The 20,837-nt window shown below is 37.3% G+C and carries 24 protein-coding genes; all 24 read left to right on the top strand.

Annotated elements, in window-relative coordinates:
* Positions 1 to 14 precede the first annotated feature (14 nt).
* The 24 genes from fliJ to BBF96_RS11040 all read left to right on the top strand — a co-directional run bounded on the left by fliJ (position 15) and on the right by BBF96_RS11040 (position 20,835).
* Positions 15 to 485: a flagellar export protein FliJ gene (gene fliJ / locus BBF96_RS11155; RefSeq protein WP_127017229.1), complete on the top strand. Its 471-nt coding sequence runs from the start codon at positions 15 to 17 to the stop codon at positions 483 to 485.
* Positions 482 to 1,027: a MotE family protein gene (locus BBF96_RS11150; RefSeq protein WP_127017228.1), complete on the top strand. Its 546-nt coding sequence runs from the start codon at positions 482 to 484 to the stop codon at positions 1,025 to 1,027. The genes fliJ and BBF96_RS11150 overlap by 4 nt, the downstream gene beginning before the upstream one ends.
* Before the next feature lie 36 nt (positions 1,028 to 1,063).
* The gene (locus tag BBF96_RS11145) at positions 1,064 to 2,383 is read left to right on the top strand and encodes a flagellar hook-length control protein FliK (protein WP_127017227.1); all 1,320 of its coding nucleotides are present in this window, start codon (positions 1,064 to 1,066) and stop codon (positions 2,381 to 2,383) included.
* An 11-nt stretch (positions 2,384 to 2,394) separates the two neighbouring features.
* Positions 2,395 to 2,868, top strand: coding sequence for a flagellar hook assembly protein FlgD (gene flgD, locus BBF96_RS11140; protein ID WP_127017226.1), 474 nt, complete (start codon positions 2,395 to 2,397; stop codon positions 2,866 to 2,868).
* Positions 2,869 to 2,885: 17 nt separating this feature from the next.
* Positions 2,886 to 3,278, top strand: a complete 393-nt coding sequence (locus BBF96_RS11135; RefSeq protein WP_127017225.1) for a TIGR02530 family flagellar biosynthesis protein — start codon at positions 2,886 to 2,888, stop codon at positions 3,276 to 3,278.
* 113 nt (positions 3,279 to 3,391) lie between these two features.
* Positions 3,392 to 5,239 (top strand): flagellar hook protein FlgE, encoded by a 1,848-nt coding sequence (locus BBF96_RS11130; RefSeq protein WP_127017224.1) that lies wholly within the window; start codon positions 3,392 to 3,394, stop codon positions 5,237 to 5,239.
* A gap of 78 nt (positions 5,240 to 5,317) precedes the next feature.
* Positions 5,318 to 5,518, top strand: a complete 201-nt coding sequence (locus tag BBF96_RS11125) for a flagellar FlbD family protein (protein WP_127017223.1) — start codon at positions 5,318 to 5,320, stop codon at positions 5,516 to 5,518.
* A 19-nt stretch (positions 5,519 to 5,537) separates the two neighbouring features.
* Positions 5,538 to 6,341, top strand: coding sequence for a motility protein A (locus BBF96_RS11120; protein WP_127017222.1), 804 nt, complete (start codon positions 5,538 to 5,540; stop codon positions 6,339 to 6,341).
* The gene (locus tag BBF96_RS11115) at positions 6,334 to 7,092 is read left to right on the top strand and encodes an OmpA family protein (protein ID WP_127017221.1); all 759 of its coding nucleotides are present in this window, start codon (positions 6,334 to 6,336) and stop codon (positions 7,090 to 7,092) included. The genes BBF96_RS11120 and BBF96_RS11115 overlap by 8 nt, the downstream gene beginning before the upstream one ends.
* Positions 7,085 to 7,555: a flagellar basal body-associated FliL family protein gene (locus BBF96_RS11110; protein WP_164731023.1), complete on the top strand. Its 471-nt coding sequence runs from the start codon at positions 7,085 to 7,087 to the stop codon at positions 7,553 to 7,555. Before BBF96_RS11115 ends, BBF96_RS11110 begins: the two co-directional genes overlap by 8 nt.
* An 18-nt stretch (positions 7,556 to 7,573) precedes the next feature.
* On the top strand, positions 7,574 to 8,575 hold the full coding sequence (fliM, locus tag BBF96_RS11105) for a flagellar motor switch protein FliM (RefSeq protein WP_127017219.1): 1,002 nt from the start codon (positions 7,574 to 7,576) through the stop codon (positions 8,573 to 8,575).
* Positions 8,562 to 9,776, top strand: a complete 1,215-nt coding sequence (fliY, locus tag BBF96_RS11100; RefSeq protein ID WP_127017218.1) for a flagellar motor switch phosphatase FliY — start codon at positions 8,562 to 8,564, stop codon at positions 9,774 to 9,776. Before fliM ends, fliY begins: the two co-directional genes overlap by 14 nt.
* A gap of 188 nt (positions 9,777 to 9,964) precedes the next feature.
* Complete coding sequence (locus BBF96_RS11095; protein ID WP_127017217.1) at positions 9,965 to 10,168, top strand: flagellar biosynthetic protein FliO; 204 nt, start codon at positions 9,965 to 9,967, stop codon at positions 10,166 to 10,168.
* A complete protein-coding gene (gene fliP / locus BBF96_RS11090) occupies positions 10,161 to 10,910 on the top strand; it encodes a flagellar type III secretion system pore protein FliP (RefSeq protein WP_205665625.1) in 750 nt (249 codons plus the stop codon). The genes BBF96_RS11095 and fliP overlap by 8 nt, the downstream gene beginning before the upstream one ends.
* A gap of 11 nt (positions 10,911 to 10,921) precedes the next feature.
* Positions 10,922 to 11,191 (top strand): flagellar biosynthesis protein FliQ, encoded by a 270-nt coding sequence (gene fliQ / locus BBF96_RS11085; protein ID WP_127017215.1) that lies wholly within the window; start codon positions 10,922 to 10,924, stop codon positions 11,189 to 11,191.
* A 19-nt stretch (positions 11,192 to 11,210) separates the two neighbouring features.
* Entirely contained in the window at positions 11,211 to 11,987 is a 777-nt protein-coding gene (fliR, locus tag BBF96_RS11080) for a flagellar biosynthetic protein FliR (protein ID WP_127017214.1), read from the top strand.
* 22 nt (positions 11,988 to 12,009) lie between these two features.
* Positions 12,010 to 13,065 carry a flagellar biosynthesis protein FlhB gene (gene flhB, locus BBF96_RS11075; protein ID WP_127017213.1) on the top strand — a complete coding sequence of 352 codons (1,056 nt, stop codon included), beginning with the start codon at positions 12,010 to 12,012 and terminating at the stop codon, positions 13,063 to 13,065.
* Between the two features lie 12 nt (positions 13,066 to 13,077).
* Positions 13,078 to 15,150 carry a flagellar biosynthesis protein FlhA gene (gene flhA, locus BBF96_RS11070; RefSeq protein ID WP_127017212.1) on the top strand — a complete coding sequence of 691 codons (2,073 nt, stop codon included), beginning with the start codon at positions 13,078 to 13,080 and terminating at the stop codon, positions 15,148 to 15,150.
* Positions 15,147 to 16,247 (top strand): flagellar biosynthesis protein FlhF, encoded by a 1,101-nt coding sequence (gene flhF / locus BBF96_RS11065; protein WP_127017211.1) that lies wholly within the window; start codon positions 15,147 to 15,149, stop codon positions 16,245 to 16,247. The genes flhA and flhF overlap by 4 nt, the downstream gene beginning before the upstream one ends.
* 5 nt (positions 16,248 to 16,252) lie before the next feature.
* Positions 16,253 to 17,128 (top strand): MinD/ParA family protein, encoded by an 876-nt coding sequence (locus BBF96_RS11060; RefSeq protein ID WP_127017210.1) that lies wholly within the window; start codon positions 16,253 to 16,255, stop codon positions 17,126 to 17,128.
* A 12-nt stretch (positions 17,129 to 17,140) separates the two neighbouring features.
* Positions 17,141 to 17,815, top strand: coding sequence for a flagellar brake protein (locus BBF96_RS11055; protein WP_127017209.1), 675 nt, complete (start codon positions 17,141 to 17,143; stop codon positions 17,813 to 17,815).
* 14 nt (positions 17,816 to 17,829) lie between these two features.
* The gene (locus BBF96_RS11050) at positions 17,830 to 18,171 is read left to right on the top strand and encodes a hypothetical protein (RefSeq protein ID WP_127017208.1); all 342 of its coding nucleotides are present in this window, start codon (positions 17,830 to 17,832) and stop codon (positions 18,169 to 18,171) included.
* A gap of 34 nt (positions 18,172 to 18,205) precedes the next feature.
* Positions 18,206 to 18,970: a FliA/WhiG family RNA polymerase sigma factor gene (locus BBF96_RS11045; protein WP_236777811.1), complete on the top strand. Its 765-nt coding sequence runs from the start codon at positions 18,206 to 18,208 to the stop codon at positions 18,968 to 18,970.
* Between the two features lie 20 nt (positions 18,971 to 18,990).
* The gene (locus tag BBF96_RS11040) at positions 18,991 to 20,835 is read left to right on the top strand and encodes a DUF342 domain-containing protein (RefSeq protein ID WP_127017206.1); all 1,845 of its coding nucleotides are present in this window, start codon (positions 18,991 to 18,993) and stop codon (positions 20,833 to 20,835) included.
* Positions 20,836 to 20,837 lie beyond the last annotated feature (2 nt).

Here is a 20,837-nt window from a genome sequence, read left to right as displayed (position 1 = left end):
GGAGCTGAAAGAGTTTGAAAGCTTTTCAGTTCAAATTTCAATCTATTTTAAAGATTAAAGAACAGGAAGAGAACCGTTTACAGGAAGAATATGCACTGTTAAAAAAAGCCTACATAGAGGTACAGGAAAACCTTAAAAAGTTAATTTCAATAAAGGAAGATTATCTTTCTGAACTTTATTCAAATGAAGGTGAAGGAAGTCTGGATATTAATAAGGCCCTTCTTTACAGGGATTATCTGGCTCACCTTAGGCGAGAGATTGCTGTAACTAAAGAAGAGGAAAAGCGCAAAAAACAGGAGATGGAAGCAGGTTATAACCGATTGGTGGAAAAGACCAGAGAGCGGAAGATGCTAGAGAAGCTTAAAGAAAAGCATAGAGTCAGTTTTATCTCTGAACAGTTGAGAAAGATACAAAATGAATTAGATGACCTGGCACAGGGTCGTTTCAATCATCAGAAAAGTAAAGATCTGGAGGCGGATAGATGAAAAACTTTATATCTATTGTATTAATTTTAATAATTATAACTTCTATGGTTCTTGCTATTCTCCATGTTACAGGGATTTTTGTGGTTACAGATTATATTTTATCTAAAGCAAAAGAAAATCCGAAATTAGCAGAGTGGTTAAAAACTCATGAAGAAGTAGTGGCGATGTCTACAACTATCAATGAACTGAATAATACTATTGCTGATAAGGATCGAAAAATTGAGGAACTTTTAAATCAGATCAAAAGACTTGAAAAAGAGATCGAAAAAAAGGATGGAGAGATTAAAAAGTTTAAAGAACAACTAACTTCTCTGGAAAATAAGCTAACAGAGCATAATTTAAGGATTAAAGAAATGTCAGATATTTATGGTCAGATGGAACCAAAGAAAGCAGCTGAAATTTTACAGGGATTAGATAATGAGCTGATTGTACAGATTTTAAAGACATTAAAGAAAGATAATGCAGCTGAGATTTTTTCTTTTTTCTCACCATCAAGGGCAGCTGAGATTACAAAAAAATATACCCTTTGGGAGAAGAAATAATATATTTGAATTTTATGAAAGGAGGTGAAAAATGGCATGAACGGGGTGATGGGTCTATCTCAGTTTATGATCAATTTGCCCAATCCGGGTGAAAAGACTTCTAGCAATGCAGAGGTTAAAACTTCTTTTGATCAGATTTTTAAACAACATTTAGAAGAAACAAACGATGAAAAATCCGTTTCTGATAATGAAGAAGCAGAATTTCTTCAAAGTGCTCTGGAATATTTACAGAGATTAAAATTACAGAAACTGATTGAGATGGTGGGGCAGGATGAAGAGTTTCTTGCCATTTTACCGGAGCATTTAAAAGAGCTTATTAAAAAATTGCAAATGACCGGTTCGATAGACTCAGAAATGGTAGCAGTTAAAGAACTGAATCAACTTTGGAAGAAAGATGATAAGGTTTTAGATGAAATAGATAAGCTGATTGCTGCCATTGAAGCAAGATTTAAGCGTGGAACTGATAGAAAATCGGTTAATAGTCAGATGGTTAAAAATGAAAAACTGACTCAATTTTCTAAAAAAGCTCCGGTTCAGACTGAGTCTCTTGCTAAAAGAATTTTTGCATTTCTAAATAAAATAGAAGCATCTGAGGAATCAGCCAGATCTAAAGATTTGATATCCCGTTTTAAGGAGAAGTTAGAAGAGTATTTGAACCGGAAGCAAATAGGAATAATGATGAACACCTATTACCGATTGAATTTAGCTAAAGAGGAGATGACTTTAAATTCCAGTGTTGGGAAGAAGGGCAAAGAAACAGACTTTAACTGGTCTTTGACTGAAAAAAAGGAGCAGAATTCTCAATCTACTTTTGAGATGCTGTTAAACGACGGAATGCAGCGAAGTGACTTTAAAGTTACGGAACATAATCCTACAGTGAAAGAACAGCGTTTTTATCAACCTCAACCTGAAGATATCTTCCGACAGATGGTGGAAAAGTTCCGGCTGGAGTTGAGACAAGGGGTTTCTCAGATGGAGATTAAGCTTCACCCGGAAGAGTTGGGGAGAATGCAGCTTAAGCTGATAGTAGAGGAAGGAGTTGTAACAGCTCGATTTTTAACTGAGACCCTGAAGGTAAAGGAACTGATTGAACAAAATCTTCCTAAATTGAGGGAAACCCTGGCTAAAGAAGGTATCCAGTGGGATAAAATTACTGTTGATGTAAGTCAGGATGAGTTGAGTGAAAACCCCTTCGCATATCAAAATCAGCAGAATTTAAAAGAACATAACCGTGGTCAATTAAAACAGGGAGAAGATTCTTTTACTTTAACAGCTGATGAAACAATAGTAGAGGATGCAGAAGATATTGAAAGAGTGGTTAAAGATTCCAACCGGTTAGTTGATTACCTGGCCTAGGAGGTGAAAAGATGGAGGTAAATCAGATAAATAATGTTTATGGTATAGAAAGTAACATCAGGCGATCTAAAAATGAGAATATTTTGGGTAAAGATGAGTTTTTAAAACTATTGGTAACTCAGCTTAGATATCAGGACCCTTTAAACCCTATGGAAGATAGAGAATTTATCGCCCAGACTGCTCAATTCAGTGCCTTAGAACAGATGTGGAATATTAATCAAAATTTGAGTAAGTTTATGCAGATGCAAGCTATAGTCAATACAGCAGCTTTAATTGGAAAAGAAGTCACCTATCTTTTATCTGCTTCTGCCGATAAAGAAACCCAGGTTTTATCGGGTGTAGTAACAGAAGTTAAGTTTGAGGACGGTTCTACTTATATTAAAGTAAATGGTGAAAATGTTCCGATTGAACATATTCTTTCAGTGAAAGAATATACTTCTCAGGAGGCAGGAGAGGATTCTAAAAATGATCAAACTCAAAAATAGCTTAAGGTGGTGAGACCATGGATCAACGGATCTATATGAATCCTGTTCGACCACTACATAAAACAAACAAATCATTACAGTCAAAATTGAACCAACCTGTGATTTCATTCCAGGAAATTTTAAAGGAGCAGGTCAATCTAAATCAGTCTCCTCCAATTCAATTTTCGAAACATGCAGAAAAGAGACTGGCATCCCGGAATATTCGATTGGATGCAAATAGAATTGAACGTCTGACCAGGGCCGTTGATCAAGCGGCTCAAAAAGGAGCCAGAGAGTCATTGATTCTGATGGATAATGTTGCTTATGTGGTAAGTATCAAAAATAGAACGGTGATTACAGCAGTCGATGACGAAAGTATGCGGGATAATGTTTTTACAAATATTGATAGTGCTGTGATTGTCAGAGGATAACCTTTAAGTCTTGAGCTGGACCTTCTATTAAGGAAGCTCATGTACTGTGGATCGATGGAAGCAGTACAGACTTAAAGGTGGTTAAATTCCAGAGATAGGAGGTCGATTTATAAATGTTACGTGCTATGTATGCTGGTGTTGCAGGTTTACGTGCACACCAGGTTAAACTGGATGTTATTGGTAACAATATTGCCAATGTTAATACTGTCGGTTATAAGAGCAGTCGTGTTACCTTTAAAGAGATGTTAACCCAGACTCTCCGTGGGGCTTCACAACCAACGGCAGGCCGTGGTGGCTTGAATCCGATGCAGGTAGGTTTGGGTGTATCTCTTGGAAGTATAGATAATGATTTAAGTCAAGGGAATTTACAGTCAACGGGGAAAATGACCGATCTTGCAATCCAGGGAAACGGTTTTTTTGTAGTTAGTGATGGAAACCGAAGTTATTATACCAGAGCAGGTTCTTTCACTTTTGATACGGATGGAAACCTGGTTCATGCACCGACCGGTTACAAAGTTCAAGGATGGATGGCAGATGAAAGAGGTAAAATGCCAAACACCAGTCCATCAAATATGACAACCCTTTCTCTAGGTGAGTTGAATATGGCGCCGACCGCTACCAGTTTTATTGCCTATAAAGGTAATTTAGATTCTGATAAAGAAATTGCTGATTTAAGTTATAAGCCAGAGAAAATTACCGTCACTGATTTATCTGGTAAAACAGCTAATTTATATATAAAATTAAATAAGATTGCTGGTGATACGACAGCAGATCGGGGAGATGATAGATGGCAATGGACGGCCTATACAGATATTTCTGTAAAAGATGAAACAATTAATGTTTCAGGTACTGGTACCCCAATCAATCTGAGTGCCTCAACTTCTCCAGATTTTGACCATATTGTTAGTGGTACGGTTGTTGTTACAGATTCAACTGGTACAACAATTTATTCTGAGGGCATTGATTATATAATAGATTATGATAACGGAACCATTGAGATTTTATCTGGAGGTAATATTAGTTCAGGTGATACTATTCTTGTTGATTACATTCACCAGGATCAGGTTACAACTGGAGAAATTGCTCTTGACGCGACCGGTGCTGTATTAGTTAATACTACACCTACTTTTAACCTTACCTTAAGAGATACTAGTGGTGCTACAAGAGATGTTGAGATTAAAGCGCCTCAGGTTGGCCAGGAGAATGGAGGTTACTTTGCTGTTTCTGACACTGTAACTGATGTATCTGCCAGTACTATTGATGGTACATATGGTCCAGTAAAGACCACTTCTACAACGGTATATGACTCTTTGGGCAATAAACATACAATTAATCTGAGTTTTGTAAAAACTGGTCAAAATCGTTGGGACTGGTTTGCTACCGGGCCAGTGGATGAAAATGGGAATCCGCTTAGTCTGTCAGGGAATACCGGTACCATTCAGTTTGATGCTCATGGTAAGATAATGGGTGAGTCAACTGGTGGTCCCATCACTTTCCAGCCTGCTGACGCTGAAAAAGTTGTTATTAATCTCGATTTTTCAGATGTTACCCAGTTTGCTGCTGATGATTCTGTTAATGTGGCCGATGTTGATGGATTTGAAGCAGGTAGTCTGGAATCTTTTTCCATTGATGCTACCGGTACCATTATCGGTTACTACTCCAATGGCTTAAATCAACCTATTGCCAAATTAGCCATTGCTACCTTCAGCAATGCAGCTGGTTTAGAGCGGGTTGGAGATACCGTATTTATGGAATCCAAAAACTCCGGTATGGCAGATATTGGTCTTTCCGGTGTTGGTGGTAAAGGTATGGTTAGTTCCGGTACTCTGGAAATGTCCAATGTGGATTTAGCGGATGAATTTACTGAAATGATTACAACACAAAGAGGTTTTCAAGCCAGTTCCAAAATTATTACAACTGCCGATCAAATATTACAGGATTTGGTAAACTTGAAGCGATAATTCTGTCTGGTTACCAGGGATGCGGTAAAATACCGTTTCCCTGGATACTTTATTAAATTAAAGAGAGAGGCGAGGATGGTGATAAAGTTAACCAAATTGGATGGTTCAAAGTTCACCCTCAATGCAGAATTGATTGTAACAATTGAAGAAACGCCTGATACTGTGGTTAGTTTGACTACCGGACAGAAAATTTTAGTTAAAGAATCTGAATCAGAGATTGTAGAAAAGATTATAGATTATAAACGGAAACTAACTTATATAAATCGCGAATTAGCGTAACTGAAAGAGGTGAGATTAATTGGATCTTTCGACTGTAGTAGGATTGGTTCTTGGCTTGACTCTGATTTTAGGCGCTATAGTTATGAAGGGGAATTGGTTGATATTTATAAGTATTGATTCTGCAATGATTGTATTGGGTGGAACCATTGCAGGGACTCTGGTCAATTATTCTTTTGGAATGTTAAAGAATCTTATTAAGCATACTAAAAAAGTTTTTTCCGATAGTGATCATAACCCTTCAGAAGTTATAGAAATTATGGTTGGATTTGCCGAAAAGGCTAGACGGGAAGGTCTATTAGCATTAGAAGATGAAGCTCAGGAACTTCAAAATGAGTTTTTAAAAAAAGGGATTCAATTGGTTGTTGATGGTACCGATCCCGAATTAGTAAAAAATATTTTGCAGACCAGATTAAGCTTTTTGGAACAGACTGATAAAAAATATCAGGAAATGTATAAAACTATGGCTACACTGGCACCAGCTTTTGGTATGATTGGTACTTTGATTGGTTTGATTCAGATGTTAGCAACTCTGGATAATCCGGATGCCATAGCTAGTGGTATGGCGACTGCTTTGATTACAACCCTATATGGTTCATTTTTGGCTAATTATCTTTTTATTCCTCTGGCCGGGAAATTGAAGGTTAGAAGTGAAGAGGAGATACTTTTAATGGAATTAATGATTGAAGGACTTTTATCAATTCAGGCAGGAGAAAACCCGCGGATTGTTGAAGAGAAACTAAAAGCTTTCTTAATATCAGAAGAACAGGAGCTGGGAGAAGTACCGGATGAAGAATTAGAAATGGCGGTGGGCGAAAATGCGTAAAAAAGTTAAAACAGATGATGAAATGGAAATTAGTGCTCCAGGTTGGATGGTTACTTATGGAGATATGATGACACTGCTTTTGTGTTTCTTCGTTTTGCTCTATTCTTTTTCCACAATTGATGTTGCACGCTTTAAAGATGTAATGAATGCATTAAAGGCAAGACTGGGTGTATTGGATGGAGGTAGAACTTTTAATCCCAGTTATGTAATTGACCGGGGTTTACAGAATGATAATATTAGCGCAAGTTACTATGATAATAGAGAATTTAAGGAATTGATCTCTAAATTGGAAGAATATATTAAAGAAGCTAATCTCCAGGCGAATGTGAGATTGGCTGAAGAAGAAAGGGGCCTTGTTATTCGGCTGACGGGTAAAATTCTTTTCGATCTTGGAAAAGCAGATTTAAAGCCGGATGGGATGAAGACTCTGGCTCAGATTGCAAAATTTTTAGAAGATATTCCGAATTCGATTATGATTGAGGGACATACCGATAACTGGCCGATCCATAATGAGGAATTTCCAAATAACTGGGTTCTCTCAGCAATTCGAGCTACCAATGTTATTGCCTATTTTATGGAGAAAACAAATATAGATCCGAAAAGACTCTCTGTGGCTGCTTATGGTGAGTATCGACCGTTAAAACCGAATACAACCCCTGAAAATCGAGCTTTGAACCGAAGAGTGGATATTGTAGTTTTAAGAACCAGATTGGATGAAAAGAGAATAGCAGGGGAGGGATATGATGAGTGATTCCAAACCTACAGGAATAAGTTGGCCCATTGTATTGGGGATTATCATACTGGTCATTCTAATAACCGCTGGAACATCTTTTCTGATGATGTATCTCTTTAGTAATACACAGGCAAAAGTCGATCTCAATAATGAAAATGCATCTAAAAAGAAGGTTGAAGAAATGGGCCCATCCTATAATTTGGGGGAATTTGTGGTAAATTTATCTGGCAGTCGAGGTTATCGTTTTCTTAAGGTGAACCTGGTTGTTGAAGTAAATAAAGAAAGCGTAATAAAGGAATTGGAGGAGCGGGATCCACAATTAAGAGATGCTATTAATGAAATTTTAAGGAGTCAGACTTCTGAAGATATAGAAGATCCTTCATTAATTAAACTTAAAACTCAAATAATTAATAAACTTAATGAATTTTTAGCTAAAGGGGAAGTCAAAAATGTTTTTATTACTGAGTTTGTAGTTCAATAGAGAGGGAGGTGGTCAAAAATGGCCGAAGTTTTGTCCCAGAGTGAAATTGATGCACTATTAGCTGCTCTGTCTTCTGGTAGTGTTGATGTGGAAGAGATAAAAGGAGAGGAAAAAAAGGAAAAAGTTAGAGTTTATGACTTTAGAACACCAGATAAACTTTCTAAAGATCAGCTTCGAACATTACAGATGCTTCACGAAAACTTCTGTAGGTTACTCACAACTACCCTTTCTGCTCAGATCAGAAGTATGGTTGATGTTCAGGTTGTATCTATTGAACAATTGGCTTATGATGAGTTTATTCGTTCTCTTCCTGAACCTACAATTCTCTCTATTGTAGATATGGCTCCACTGGAAGGCCAGATACTAATTGAGATCGCTCCGGCCATTGGGTTTGCTATTATTGACCGTCTCTTTGGAGGGAAAGGGATTCCCAGTGTTGAAAATCGTCCCTTTAGCGATATAGAGGAGATTGTATTGGAAAAAGTGATTAAATGGTTTTTAAGTTGTATCCCGGAAGCATGGGAGAATGTGGTTCAGCTAACTCCAAAGTTAAAGGAGATTGAATCCAATCCTCAGTTTGTTCAGATTATACCCCATAATGATGTAGTTATTTTGGTTACATTGGAAGCGAGGGTAGCACAGGGTGATGGTTTAATTAACATCTGTATCCCTTATATAACTATCGAACCGATTGTTAATAAATTAAATGCCCAATATTGGTTCTCCAGTATTCGCAAAGAACAGACTGCCCAAAACATTAATGCTTTAAAGCGCCGGATCGGTGCTGCACGATTACCGATTTATGCAATTCTTGGGACTACTGAGATTACGGTGCGGGATTTGATTAATTTACGGCCGGGAGATGTGATTCCTCTGGTTGAAAAGACAAAAGACCCAGTAATAGTTCGGGTAGGTAATAAACCTAAGTTTATTGCCAAACCAGGAACCCGGAATAATAGAATGGCCGTTAAAATACTGGATATCATCAATGGAGAGGAGGAAAGTGATGACTGGTCGTGACATTTTATCTCAGGAAGAAGTTGATGCTTTGCTAAGATATACAGAAGAAGAGGAAAATGATTCCGGGTTAAAATTAACTGATGAAGATAAGGACGTAATAGGTGAAATTGGTAATATATCTATGGGTACTGCTGCCACAGCACTCTCTACCATTTTAAATAGAAAAGTAGAGATTACGACACCCAGAGTTAGTTTAACTACTTTTAATGAACTGGTTAAAGAATTTGATCGTCCATGTGTATTAGTTGAAGTTGAATATGTTGCAGGATTGGAAGGGCGGAATGTTTTGATTGTTAAACAGAAAGATGCAGCTATCATTGCTGATTTAATGATGGGTGGAGATGGTAGTAATCCTCCTGAAGAGTTAAATGATCTTTACATAAGTGCTGTGGGAGAAGCTATGAACCAGATGATGGGTTCAGCATCTACATCTCTTGCTAATATTATCAATCGACCTGTAAATATTTCACCGCCGATAACAGAATTTTTAACTTTAAATTCTGATGCAATTCAGCAGCGTAATTTTGATCCTAATGAGCCAATGGTCAAAATTTCTTTTCAGATGAAAATTGAGCAACTGGTAGATAGCTATATTATGCAGCTTGCTCCAATCTCCTTTGTAAAAGAATTGGTAACCAGTTTGATGGGTGGTGGTGCTGAAGAAGCTGCTGCAGCAACTGCTGAAAAGGAAATGAAGGAACCTGTTCTACAACCTCAAGGGATACCTAAGCCACAGCCACAACCACAAATGCATTCACAACAACCTATTCAGCAACCGCAAATAGGTGCCCAATATCAGAATCAGCAGCAAAGCCAGCAACAATTCCCAGGTGGACCCGGATATCAACAACAACCTTCTTTTCAGCAACCAAACCCGGAGCCTGTTAATGTGGAGAAAGTGGTATTCCCCGAGTTTAGTCATACTGAAGATACAAATGCAGTACCTGGTAATATTAAGTTGATCGAAGACGTACCATTGCAGGTAACTGTTCAATTAGGTAAAACCCAGATGGCTATTAAAGATATTCTGGAATTGGGTAGTGGTTCTATTATTGAATTGGATAAATTGGCCGGTGAACCTGTGGATTTATTAGTTAATGGAAAACTGATTGCAAAAGGTGAAGTTGTAGTTATTGATGAAAACTTTGGGTTTAGGGTCAAAGATATTGTTAGCCCATTGGAACGAATTAAGCAAGTTTAAGGAAAAAAGAAGGAGTATTAAAAAATGGATCAGGTTAATAGTTTAAACTACTCATGGGAAATATTGAAAATATTTTTATATCTAAGTGCTATAATAGTTCTGATTTATGGTTTAAACTATTTTCTTCGTAATTCCCGCCGTTATTTTGGACAACAGGGTTCAGTTATTAAAGTTATTGACAGGGGTTTTTGTCCCAGCATGCGCAGGTGTATATTGTCAAGGTAGCTGATAAATATTATCTTCTGGGTTTAACCGAAGATAAGATTACTTTACTCGATACTTTTGATGAGTTAAGGGTTAGTAAAGAAGAGGTTGTAGCCGATCTCTCTAATTCTATATTTATGGAAATCTTTAAGAAAACCTTAAAGAAGAGGGATGGCAGTGATGAATAAATCAACACTTATCTGGTTATTAATCTTAATTATTATAATGACAGTTTCAGCAAATGCTGCATCCTTTCAGATTCCTACCATTAATTTGGAGATCGGCGAGAGTGATGAATCAGATGATCTGGTTTTAAGTTTAAAAATCCTTCTTTTATTGACGGTTCTGACATTAGCACCTGCGGCCCTGGTTATGATGACAGCCTTTACCAGAATCATTATTGTTCTGGCTCTGATCCGAAATGCGCTGGCAATTCGACAAATGCCCCCAAACCAGGTACTCATAGGACTTGCTTTATTTCTAACAATCTTCATTATGAATCCTATTTTTCAGGAGATTAATGCCAATGCTTTGCAACCTTATCTGGCCGGCGAAATTGGCCAGGAAGAAGCTTTGACAAAGGCTTTAGATCCACTTAGAAATTTTATGTTTAGACAGACAAGAGAAAAGGATCTGGCTTTATTTATTGAATTATCCGGTTCAGAAAGACCTAGAAATAAAGATGATGTTTCGACTCTGGTACTGATTCCTGCTTTTGTACTTAGTGAAATTAAAACGGCTTTTGAGATCGGATTTATAATTTATATACCATTTCTAATCATTGATATGTTTGTTGCTAGTACTTTAATGTCTCTTGGGATGATGATGCTTCCCCCGGTTATGATTTCATTACCGTTTAAATTACTTCTCTTTATTCTGGTTGATGGTTGGTATCTGGTAATCAAGTCATTAATTACCACCTTTAATTAGGAGGCTTAAAGATGACCCAGGAAGTGGTTATATATTTAGGTAAAGAAGCCATGTATACCATTCTTTTAATTGCTGGCCCGGTTTTAGGTGTAGGTCTTTTGGTCGGGTTATTGGTGAGTATTTTTCAGGCGACCACGCATATTCAGGAACAAACATTGGTTTTTATACCAAAGATAGCTGCAGTTTTTGCAACATTGATTATTTTAGGACCATGGATTCTTAATGTATTGGTCGATTATGTTACCCGGCTATTTAATAGTATTCCATCACTAATTGGCTAAATTATGGGGGATATAATGAATGGATGAAGCGGTAATTAACACAGTTTATTCATTTTTTCTCATTACCATTCGCTTTAGTGGCCTATTTTTAACTACACCATTTTTTTCGAGTTTAATGATCCCGATTCAGGTTAAAGCCGGGTTAACATTATTATGCAGTTTGATCCTTTTTCCTATAATCTTTGCTGAGGAATTGATTCCATTTCCAACTTCACTTTTAAAATTGGTTTTTCAGGTGGGAAATGAACTGCTGGTTGGTTTAGTTTTAGGTTTTACTGTGCTTTTGACTTTTACTGCTTTTCAACTGGCTGGACAGTTTCTTGATATACGAATGGGTTTTGCACTGGTAAATATAGTTGATCCTTTAACGGGCAGTAATGCACCTTTAATTGGTCAGTTTAAAAATATATTGGCAATATTGATTCTACTCTTAATTAATGGGCATCATCAGATTATTCGGGCATTGGTAAAGAGTTTTCAGATTTTACCCATTACAAAACCGGTTTTAAGTCATCAGCTATTGGAATACCTTTTCAGAGTTGGTGGAGATATATTTATCATTGCATTTCGTTTGAGCCTGCCAATCATAGCCACATTGTTTGTTGTTGATATTCTCTTTGGTTTCCTTGCCAGAACAGTTCCGCAGATGAATGTATTTATGCTTGGTTTTCCAATTAAGATTTTGGTTGGATTTTTGATGTTGTTTTTGTCCATTCCCTTAATTGTTAATTTATTGATAGAAATAATTGAGATGATGTATCAGCACCTTTATAAAATTTTAGAGTTAATGAAGTAGACTCCTTTAAGGGGAGATAAACATGGCTCAGGAAAAAACTGAAAAAGCGACGCCCAGGCGGAGGAAGAAGGCTAGAAAAGAGGGCCAGGTTGCAAAAAGCAAGGAATTGACCGATGCCATTACTTTATTTGGTGGAATATTTTTGATACAATTTATGATAGAGATAGTCTTTTTAAACTTAAAAGTTATGATGAGGGGAGCTTTAACTTTTGATTATAGAAGTCTGGTAAATACAGAAAATATTATCACATTACTCATCCACTATCTGGTGCTTAATTTAAAATTGGTGGCTCCTTTTCTAGTAGGTACAGCTCTTCTTGGGGGAGTAGCGACATTTTTACAGGTAGGTCCCTTCTTTAGCGTGGAGATATTGAAACCTAAGTTGAACAGGATAAATCCAGTAAAAGGGTTTAAAAATCTATTTAGCTTACGTTCATTGGTAGAATTGTTAAAAGCTTTATTTAAAATCTTTGTCATTAGTTTGACAGCATATTTGATTCTGAAAAATGAGTGGAAAATTTTGTGGGATTGTTCTTTAATGGATTTAGAACAGGCAGTTAGAATAATTGGGAGTTTGATTTTTAAATTGGGGTTGGCTATCAGTATTGTGATGATTGTTTTGGGAATAGCTGATTTTATCTATCAGAAGTATGAGTTTGAAAAGAGTATTAGGATGAGCAAGCAGGAAATCAAGCAGGAATTTAAAGAAATGGAAGGAGATCCTTTGATTGTATCCAAACGAAAAGAGCGGATGCGGCAGATGGCGATGAACCGGATGATTCAGGCTGTACCTGAAGCAGATGTGGTTATTACTAACCCAACCCATATTGCTGTTGCTCTCAAATATGATATTGAAACAATGGAAGCTCCAGTAGTTTTAGCGATGGGAGAAGGTAAGATAGCCGAAAAAATCCGTGAGATTGCTAAAGAACATAAGGTTGAGATTGTTGAAAATAAACCTCTTGCTAGAGCTCTTTACGAAACAGCAGAAGTTGGAAAACCAATTCCTGTCGAATTATATCAGGCTGTTGCAGAAGTATTGGCTTTTGTCTATCGTTTGCAGAAAAGAAAAATTTAGGAGAGGTAAGATATGGCTAATATCAGTGCTTTATCACCACGGTTTATAAATAAATATAGTGATATTCTCTTTGCAATAGCAATTGTTACTGTTGTAATTATGTTTATTATTCCATTACCTACATTTTTGCTGGACTTATTGTTAACTATTAATATTTCATTTGCTTTGACCGTTCTTTTAGTTTCAATCTATATCACTGAGCCATTGCAGTTTTCTGTATTTCCTTCCCTGCTTCTTTTTGCTACATTATTTCGACTGGCCCTAAATGTTTCGACTACCCGTTTGATTTTAGGCCAGGGTTATGCAGGGGAGATTATCCTGAGTTTTGGTAACTTTGTTATTGGTGGTAACTATGTTGTAGGTTTTATCATCTTCTTAATTCTGGTTATTATTCAGTTTGTGGTGATTACTAAAGGTGCGGAAAGGGTTGCTGAAGTTGCTGCTCGATTCACCTTAGATGCTATGCCTGGTAAACAGATGAGTATTGATGCTGATCTTGGTGCAGGATTAATTACAGAAGAAGAAGCCAGATTACAACGTAAAAAAATTCGACAGGAAGCTGATTTTTATGGAGCTATGGATGGTGCCAGTAAGTTTGTCAAAGGTGATGCTATTGCAGGTATTATAATTACCATGATTAACGTTATTGGTGGTTTGATTATTGGGGTTGCCCAGCAGGGAATGAGTTTTCAGGAAGCACTACAGACCTACTCCTTATTAACAGTGGGAGATGGTCTTGTCAGTCAGATTCCTGCTTTATTAATCTCCACCGCTACAGGTATGGTGGTTACCCGGGCAGCTTCTGAAAGCAATTTGGGTCAGGAATTAACAGGTCAAATATCCAGTGAACCCCGCTCGCTTGCAATAGTAGCTGGTATTCTTTTGGTCTTCAGTTTTGTCAGTGGGTTGCCTACGGTGCCATTCCTGGTTCTATCTTTGATATTTGGTTTTCTTGCCTGGGTTCTCTGGCAGTCGCAAAAGGAAGCAAAAGAGCAGGAAGGTGAAGTGGCAGAACAGATAGAAGAGATTCCTGTACCCAGTAAAGTTGAAGATATGACAGAACTACTTCAGATAGATCCGATGGAGATAGAGGTAGGTTATAACCTGATTCCCCTGGTCTTACCTGAGCAGGGAGGAGATTTTTTAGATCGGGTAGCTATGATCCGCCGTCAGTGTGCCCTTGAATTGGGCATGGTCATTCCGCCGATTCGAATTCTTGATAATCTACAGTTAGATCCCAATTCCTACAGAATTAAATTAAGAGGAATAGAGATTGACCGTTATGAGATCAAGCCTAATTACTATCTTGCAATGGATGCTGGACTTGCTACCAAAGAGATTGATGGCATTCCAACTAAAGAACCGGCTTTTGGTTTACCGGCACTCTGGATTAGTGAGTCTTTGCGTGAAGAGGCTGAAATGAATGGTTACACAGTGGTGGATCCACCATCTGTAATGGCAACACATCTGACTGAAATAATCAAAAAACATGCCAGTGAACTTTTGGGACGTCAGGAAGTGAAAGAATTGATCGATGGATTTAAGGAAAAATATCCTGCAGTAGTTGAAGAATTGATTCCAGATCTTCTTACCATCGGGCAGGTACAGAAGGTATTGCAAAATCTTTTACGAGAAGGAATTGCGATTCGAGATATGGTGACCATTCTTGAAACATTGGCTGATTATGCTCCTCATACCAATGATTTACAGATTTTAACTGAATATGTTCGGCAGAGTTTATCGAGACAAATATCGGCCAAATTTAGTGAAAATAATACAATTCATGTGATTACACTTTCACCTAAGTTAGAAGAACTGATTAGCCAATCTATTCAACAAACAGATCAAGGTTCTTACCTGGCTATAGAACCCAAACAGGCCCAGATTATTTTTGAGAATTTAAATGAGGTTATTCAGAGTGTAATGCAGAAAGGTTATCAACCGATCATTCTTACTGCCCCGATGATCAGATATCACTTTAAAAACCTGACTTCCCGGGTTGCACCTGATCTTATTGTTTTATCTTTTAATGAATTAGAACCCACTCTAAATATCCAGACTGTAGGGGTGGTGAAGTATCAATGAAAGTAAAAAGATATTTGGGCGAGACAATGCAGGATGCGGTCTTTAAAGTTAAAGCGGATCTGGGTTCAGATGCTATTATTCTCCATACCCGGAAAATCAGAGAGGGAGGTATATTTGGCCTCTTTGGTAAAAAAATGTTTGAAGTAATTGCTACAGTGGAGGATGATAGAGAAAGTCAGGTAACAAAAGAATTGCGCCAGGAATTGAATATACTACGTGAAAAAATTCAAAAAATGGATCGAGAAAGGAATTTAAATTTAGTTAAAAAGGAGTATTATAATTCCAGATTTTCTTATCAAATGCCCCAACTTATCTTTCCCGGTAAATTGCAAAGATATGCAGAGAAAATGGTCAAAGAAGGTGTAATGATAGAAATAATAAATGATCTCTGTCAAGAGGTTATGGAGCATTTGGAAGTCCATCAACTTCACAGAGATGAAGAGGTCTATCAGGCTCTGGTAAAAGGGATTATGTCCAGAATTAGAATAACTGCACCTATTGATACTTATCAGTCAAGAAAGGTAATAGCTTTTGTAGGTCCTACAGGAGTAGGTAAAACAACTACTATTGCTAAACTGGCAGCTAAGGTTGCCCTTGAAGGAAAAAAGAAAATTGGTTTGGTTACCGCAGATACTTACCGGATTGCTGCTGTTGAACAGCTCAAAACCTATAGTGATATTATCAATGTTCCATTAAAGGTTATCTATAATGAAGATGAGTTGGAACAGGCATTACGAGAATTAAGATTTTGTGATCTGATTTTAATTGATACTGCTGGGAGGAGTCAGAAGAATGTTTCTCAGATGGAGCAGTTAAAAAGACTTCTTCCCAAAGAACTGGTTGATGAGATTCATCTTGTTGTGGCCATGAATACTTGCTTTGATGATTTAATGGAGTCATTGGATAAATTTGGTCAACTTTATCTTTCCAGCTTGATTTTCACTAAAGAGGATGAGACAAATAAAAGGGGAGTTATTTTGAATGTTCTGGAGAAGACCCCGTATAAAATCTCATATATTACATTTGGTCAGGATGTACCTGAAGATATTGAAGAAGCCGATCCGCGGAAAATTGCTGAGATGATATTAAAGGGGTAATGATGATGAGAGATCAAGCTGAACGTTTACGGCAACTTGCGAAAAAAAATATAGATGATTTATCACGTTCGGAGACCCGTGTTATTGCTGTGGCCAGTGGTAAGGGTGGAGTGGGCAAAACCAATTTTACTGTTAATCTGGCCCTGGCTTTACAAAAGGCGGGGAAAAAGATAATTGTTTTTGATGCTGATTTGGGTATGGCTAATATAGACGTAGTATTAGGAGTTGTGCCATCCTTTACCTTAACTCACGTTATTAAGGGACAGAAAACTTTAGAAGAGATTATGCTAGATGGGCCAGAAGGAATTAAGATCTTACCCGGAAGTTCCGGGTCAGAAGAGTTGGTGTATTTGAGTGATCAACAGATTCAGAATTTGATCAGACAGTGGAATAATCTTGAAGGAGAATTTGACTATATTCTGGTAGACACCGGTGCTGGGATTCATTCAAATGTAATTAATTTTTTACTGGCTGCAGATGATGTTGTAGTTATTTTAACACCTGAACCTCCATCTATCACTGATTCTTATGGCTTGATTAAAGTTCTTGTCCAGAGAGGGTCAACTTCGACAATTCGTCTGGTAATTAATCAGGTTTCAAATGAGGAAGAGGGAAGAAAGATTTTTAGACGGGTGGCTAAAGTAGTGGATGAATTTCTCAATGTAAAAATCGATTTGTTAGGGATTATTACTTTTGATGAGAAGGTGAGTGCTGCAGTAAAACGCCAAAAACCTTTTATTCTGGAGTATCCAAACACAAAGGCGTCAAAAGGGATTTACAGTATTGTAGATAATCTTTTAAACCAATCTCCCAAAAAAGCGGGGGGTGGTATGAAAAAATTTTTACTAAAGATGATTAAATTCTTTAACAGTAGTAGCTAGGAGGGGATTAGGATGGTTGCTTTAAGTGAGTTAACAATCAATACTAAAATAGAGATAGAGGTAGAAGACCCCAATTTTGAAGGAAAATATTTTAGCCGGGTAATGGACATAAATGACAAGGAGTTACATATTATGGCCCCTGCTGTTAATGGAGAGCTTATACCTTTTCGATTGAATACTCCTATAATTGTAACATATGTTGGAGAACGTGCCTTATACAGTTTTAAATCTATAATTTTAAGACGTTTTAAAGAACCAATACCTGGATTTGCTTTACGATTGCCTGCAGAGGTTAAACGGATTCAGCGCCGGGAATTTGTAAGATTGGAGATAAACATTCCCTTATATTATCGGCTGATAGATGAATCTGAGAAAATACCCCTTGAATCTGATTCGTCTGGTTCCAGACAATATATCAAGACTTATACTCTTGATATAAGTGGTGGCGGTGTAAGGTTTTATTCAGATGAAATTATGGAAGTAAATTCTAACCTGGAAATTAAGTTAGGGTTAAAGGGAATTGAAGAAGAAGTTATTTTTGGGAAAATAGTCCGAAATCAGGAGAAAGAAGAAGGAGGTTATGAAGTGGGGGTTGCTTTTGAATCTATTTCTTCTTCTGTTCAGGATCGGATTATTGGTTGGATTTTTGATAAACAGCGAGAATTGATTCGTAAAGGTTTAGCATAAAAGGGATGATTTTAATGAAAGGTAACTTTCGGCAGGAGTTGGCAAAACTATTTATGATAGTGGCCTGTGGTCTTGTTTTGGTTATGGGTTTGTTTGTTAAAGTTTCTATCGAGGTTTTAGTTATTCGGATCTTTGTTGGAGGGGGAATCTTTGCAGTAATTGGTTATCTTTTGGGAATAGTAATTGATCAGGAGCAGGAGAGGTTATTAATTGAAGAGCAGAAGAAAAAATTAAAAGCTCGAATGAAGGCAAATTATAAAAAAGCAAGGAATAGTAAAACCAGGGATGAAGGAGACTTTGAACCATTGGATTTAGATAAATTGACAAAAATCGTTGTAGATTCGCTGGAGGATTAAATTGTAGCTGAATTGACCAATGGAGGTGAATTGTTTGGAAAAGAGAAAATCTGACGAAAAAGCTCTGTGGAAGGCTTTCCAGAAAGGAGATCTTCAAGCCAGAAATTTATTAATTGAAAAATACACTCCACTGGTCAAATATGTGGCCGGTCGGGTCAAGTTGGTTGTCCCCCCGCAGATTGAGTTTGACGATCTAGTGAGTTTTGGAATTATAGGTTTGATTCAGGCGATTGATCGTTTTGACCCTGAACGAGGGGTTAAATTTAGTACCTATGCGGCTGTACGAATACGCGGCGCAATTATAGATGAACTTAGAGCCCAGGATTGGATTTCCCGTTCTAGCCGTGAAAAAGCCAAACGATTACATCAGGCTTATAAAAAACTGGAACAGACTTTAGGACGATTACCTGAGGATGAAGAAGTAGCAAGGGAACTGGGATTGGATTTAAAAGAGTATAATAAGTTAGTAATGGAAGCAAATATTCCTGAATTAACTTCCCTGGAATCACTGATTAATCCAGATTCTGGTCTACAATTGATGGATCAGATTCCTGGTGAAAATGAAAGACCGGAAGAGATTGTTTATGATAAAGAAATCAAACGTTTATTGGTTGAGGCTATTGATCGGTTAAAGGAACAGGAAAAGTTGGTACTGGCTTTATACTATTATGAGGAGTTGACTCAGATGGAAATAGCTCAGGTTCTGGATTTATCGCCCGCAAGAGTTTCTCAAATTCATGCCAAAGCAGTTTTAAGATTGCGAGGGATGTTGAGTCGGAAACGGGCATTATTTCTTTAAAAATTGAGGGGGGATTTAGAATGGAAAAAGAAATTAAGATTTTGGCAAAAAATGAATCGGCCGCTTATAAGAAAGCAATTGAAACTTTTTCCAGGCAGTTGCAGAGGGAAGTTAGTGTGGAAGAGATTCAGTTGGTTGAGGTTAAAAAGAAGTCGGGTTTTTTGGGCTTTGGTAAAAAAGGTGAATATATATTCAAATTGATTAAAAAAGAGACCGATGCCGAAAAAGAAATTGAAGGATCTATAGAAAGAGAACAAAATTATAAAGCAAATAATCTGGATGGATATTTTGAGTTAAAGATTAAATCAGATGGAATTTTTCTTAAAGTAGTGGCACCTAAGGGAAATGGAAAACCGGTTAATTTAGATGCTATTAAACAGATGATTGAGAGAAAGGAATTGGTGGATGTAGATTTTGAGTTGGTTGAAAAAACTTATCATGATGCTAAAGGAGAGTTTGTAAAAATTGCAGAACGAAAGCCTGAACTGGATCGGGATGCTGATTTAGAAGTAGAAATTTCCTCTGATGAGATGAGTGCTTTTTGTAGATATATTCCCCCATTAGGAGGTAAATTACTTACTTTAGAAGAGGCAGTTAAAGTTTTAAACAAAAAAGGTGTTACCTTTGGAATTAAGAAGGATAAATTGAAAAAGCTTTTAGAAGATAATGTTAGACAGGGACTGGAAATTGCTACCGGACAACCACCTGAAGATGGAAAGCCTGCAAAATTCCGTTATCATTTCCGGTTACCTGAAGAGAAAAAACATGTTAAAGAGTTGGAAGATGGTAGTGTAGATTTTTATAACCTTGATTTAGTTGTAAATGTTAAAAAGGGTGATTTGTTGGTAACCAAGATACCTCCAACTCAGGGTAAATCTGGATGGACGGTTACTGGTAAAGAAATAAAACCTAAACCTGGGAAAGATTTAAGGCTACCAAAGGGAAAAAATGTTGAGATCAGTGAAGATGGAATGAGTCTTTTAGCCGGTATTGATGGGCAGGTAGTTCTGGAAAGAGATAAGGTTAGCGTTTTGCCCATTTATACTGTTGAAGGTGATGTAGATTTAGAAACGGGAAATATTGAATTTATCGGTAATGTTATTGTCAAAGGGAATGTTCAAGAAGGTTTCAGCATCAAAGCTGGTGGTGATATTGAAGTAATGGGTAATGTGGAAGCTGCTAATCTTGAAGCCAAAGGTAAAGTGATTGTCCACAAAGGATTCAAGGGTAAACAAAAGGGACTGATTAAGGCTGAAAGAGATGTTGAGATTGGATTTATTGAAAATGGTCAGGTTATCACTCACGGTAGTCTAATTGTCAAAGGGGCAATAATGCATAGCACTGTTATGGCCAGTAAGGATGTTATTGTAGAAGGGCGGGGGTTGATTGTTGGTGGAACAGTACAGGCGGGTAATGATATTGTTGCCCGGGTAATTGGTTCTCATCTGGCTACTCCTACACATATAATTGTTGGTGTGGATCCTGGAATACGTCAGCAGTTAGAAGAGGTGGAAGCTGAAATTGCAAGTGTAAAAGAGAATTTAGATAAAGTTACCAGAGAAATTAGTCTTTTAAGAAAAGTTCATCATCGGTTGAGTAAGCTGCCGCCTGAAAAATCTGTCATGTTAAGACAATTTAACGAAACCAGGGAACATCTTGAAGGGCGGATGAAACAATTAACTCAGCAGCATGAAATGTTAATAACCCAATCGAAAGAGCAAAAGAATGGAAGGATAAAAGTTTTAGAACGGGTTTATCCTGGAGTGGTGATAAACATTGGTCAGGTAGGATACCGGGTTAAAGATTCCATAACACGGACAGTCTTTGTATATGAAGAAGGTGAGGTAAGGCCAATACCATTATAAGG

Origin of the sequence: Anoxybacter fermentans, assembly GCF_003991135.1 — a bacterium.
Taxonomy (GTDB): Bacteria; Bacillota; Halanaerobiia; order DY22613; family DY22613; genus Anoxybacter; species Anoxybacter fermentans.
Note: the sequence above shows the minus strand (reverse complement) of the source record. Positions and strands in the feature narration are given on the sequence as shown.

What these genes read in the sequence shown, in the direction of transcription:
- BBF96_RS11150 (WP_127017228.1), top strand. Translation starts at nt 482, where the DNA reads ATGAAAAACTTTATATCTATTGTATTAATTTTAATAATTATAACTTCT.
- BBF96_RS11145 (WP_127017227.1), top strand. Translation starts at nt 1,064, where the DNA reads ATGAACGGGGTGATGGGTCTATCTCAGTTTATGATCAATTTGCCCAAT.
- flgD (WP_127017226.1), top strand. Translation starts at nt 2,395, where the DNA reads ATGGAGGTAAATCAGATAAATAATGTTTATGGTATAGAAAGTAACATC.
- BBF96_RS11135 (WP_127017225.1), top strand. Translation starts at nt 2,886, where the DNA reads ATGGATCAACGGATCTATATGAATCCTGTTCGACCACTACATAAAACA.
- BBF96_RS11130 (WP_127017224.1), top strand. Translation starts at nt 3,392, where the DNA reads ATGTTACGTGCTATGTATGCTGGTGTTGCAGGTTTACGTGCACACCAG.
- BBF96_RS11115 (WP_127017221.1), top strand. Translation starts at nt 6,334, where the DNA reads ATGCGTAAAAAAGTTAAAACAGATGATGAAATGGAAATTAGTGCTCCA.
- BBF96_RS11110 (WP_164731023.1), top strand. Translation starts at nt 7,085, where the DNA reads ATGAGTGATTCCAAACCTACAGGAATAAGTTGGCCCATTGTATTGGGG.
- fliM (WP_127017219.1), top strand. Translation starts at nt 7,574, where the DNA reads ATGGCCGAAGTTTTGTCCCAGAGTGAAATTGATGCACTATTAGCTGCT.
- fliY (WP_127017218.1), top strand. Translation starts at nt 8,562, where the DNA reads ATGACTGGTCGTGACATTTTATCTCAGGAAGAAGTTGATGCTTTGCTA.
- fliP (WP_205665625.1), top strand. Translation starts at nt 10,161, where the DNA reads ATGAATAAATCAACACTTATCTGGTTATTAATCTTAATTATTATAATG.
- fliQ (WP_127017215.1), top strand. Translation starts at nt 10,922, where the DNA reads ATGACCCAGGAAGTGGTTATATATTTAGGTAAAGAAGCCATGTATACC.
- fliR (WP_127017214.1), top strand. Translation starts at nt 11,211, where the DNA reads ATGGATGAAGCGGTAATTAACACAGTTTATTCATTTTTTCTCATTACC.
- flhB (WP_127017213.1), top strand. Translation starts at nt 12,010, where the DNA reads ATGGCTCAGGAAAAAACTGAAAAAGCGACGCCCAGGCGGAGGAAGAAG.
- flhA (WP_127017212.1), top strand. Translation starts at nt 13,078, where the DNA reads ATGGCTAATATCAGTGCTTTATCACCACGGTTTATAAATAAATATAGT.
- flhF (WP_127017211.1), top strand. Translation starts at nt 15,147, where the DNA reads ATGAAAGTAAAAAGATATTTGGGCGAGACAATGCAGGATGCGGTCTTT.
- BBF96_RS11060 (WP_127017210.1), top strand. Translation starts at nt 16,253, where the DNA reads ATGAGAGATCAAGCTGAACGTTTACGGCAACTTGCGAAAAAAAATATA.
- BBF96_RS11055 (WP_127017209.1), top strand. Translation starts at nt 17,141, where the DNA reads ATGGTTGCTTTAAGTGAGTTAACAATCAATACTAAAATAGAGATAGAG.
- BBF96_RS11050 (WP_127017208.1), top strand. Translation starts at nt 17,830, where the DNA reads ATGAAAGGTAACTTTCGGCAGGAGTTGGCAAAACTATTTATGATAGTG.
- BBF96_RS11040 (WP_127017206.1), top strand. Translation starts at nt 18,991, where the DNA reads ATGGAAAAAGAAATTAAGATTTTGGCAAAAAATGAATCGGCCGCTTAT.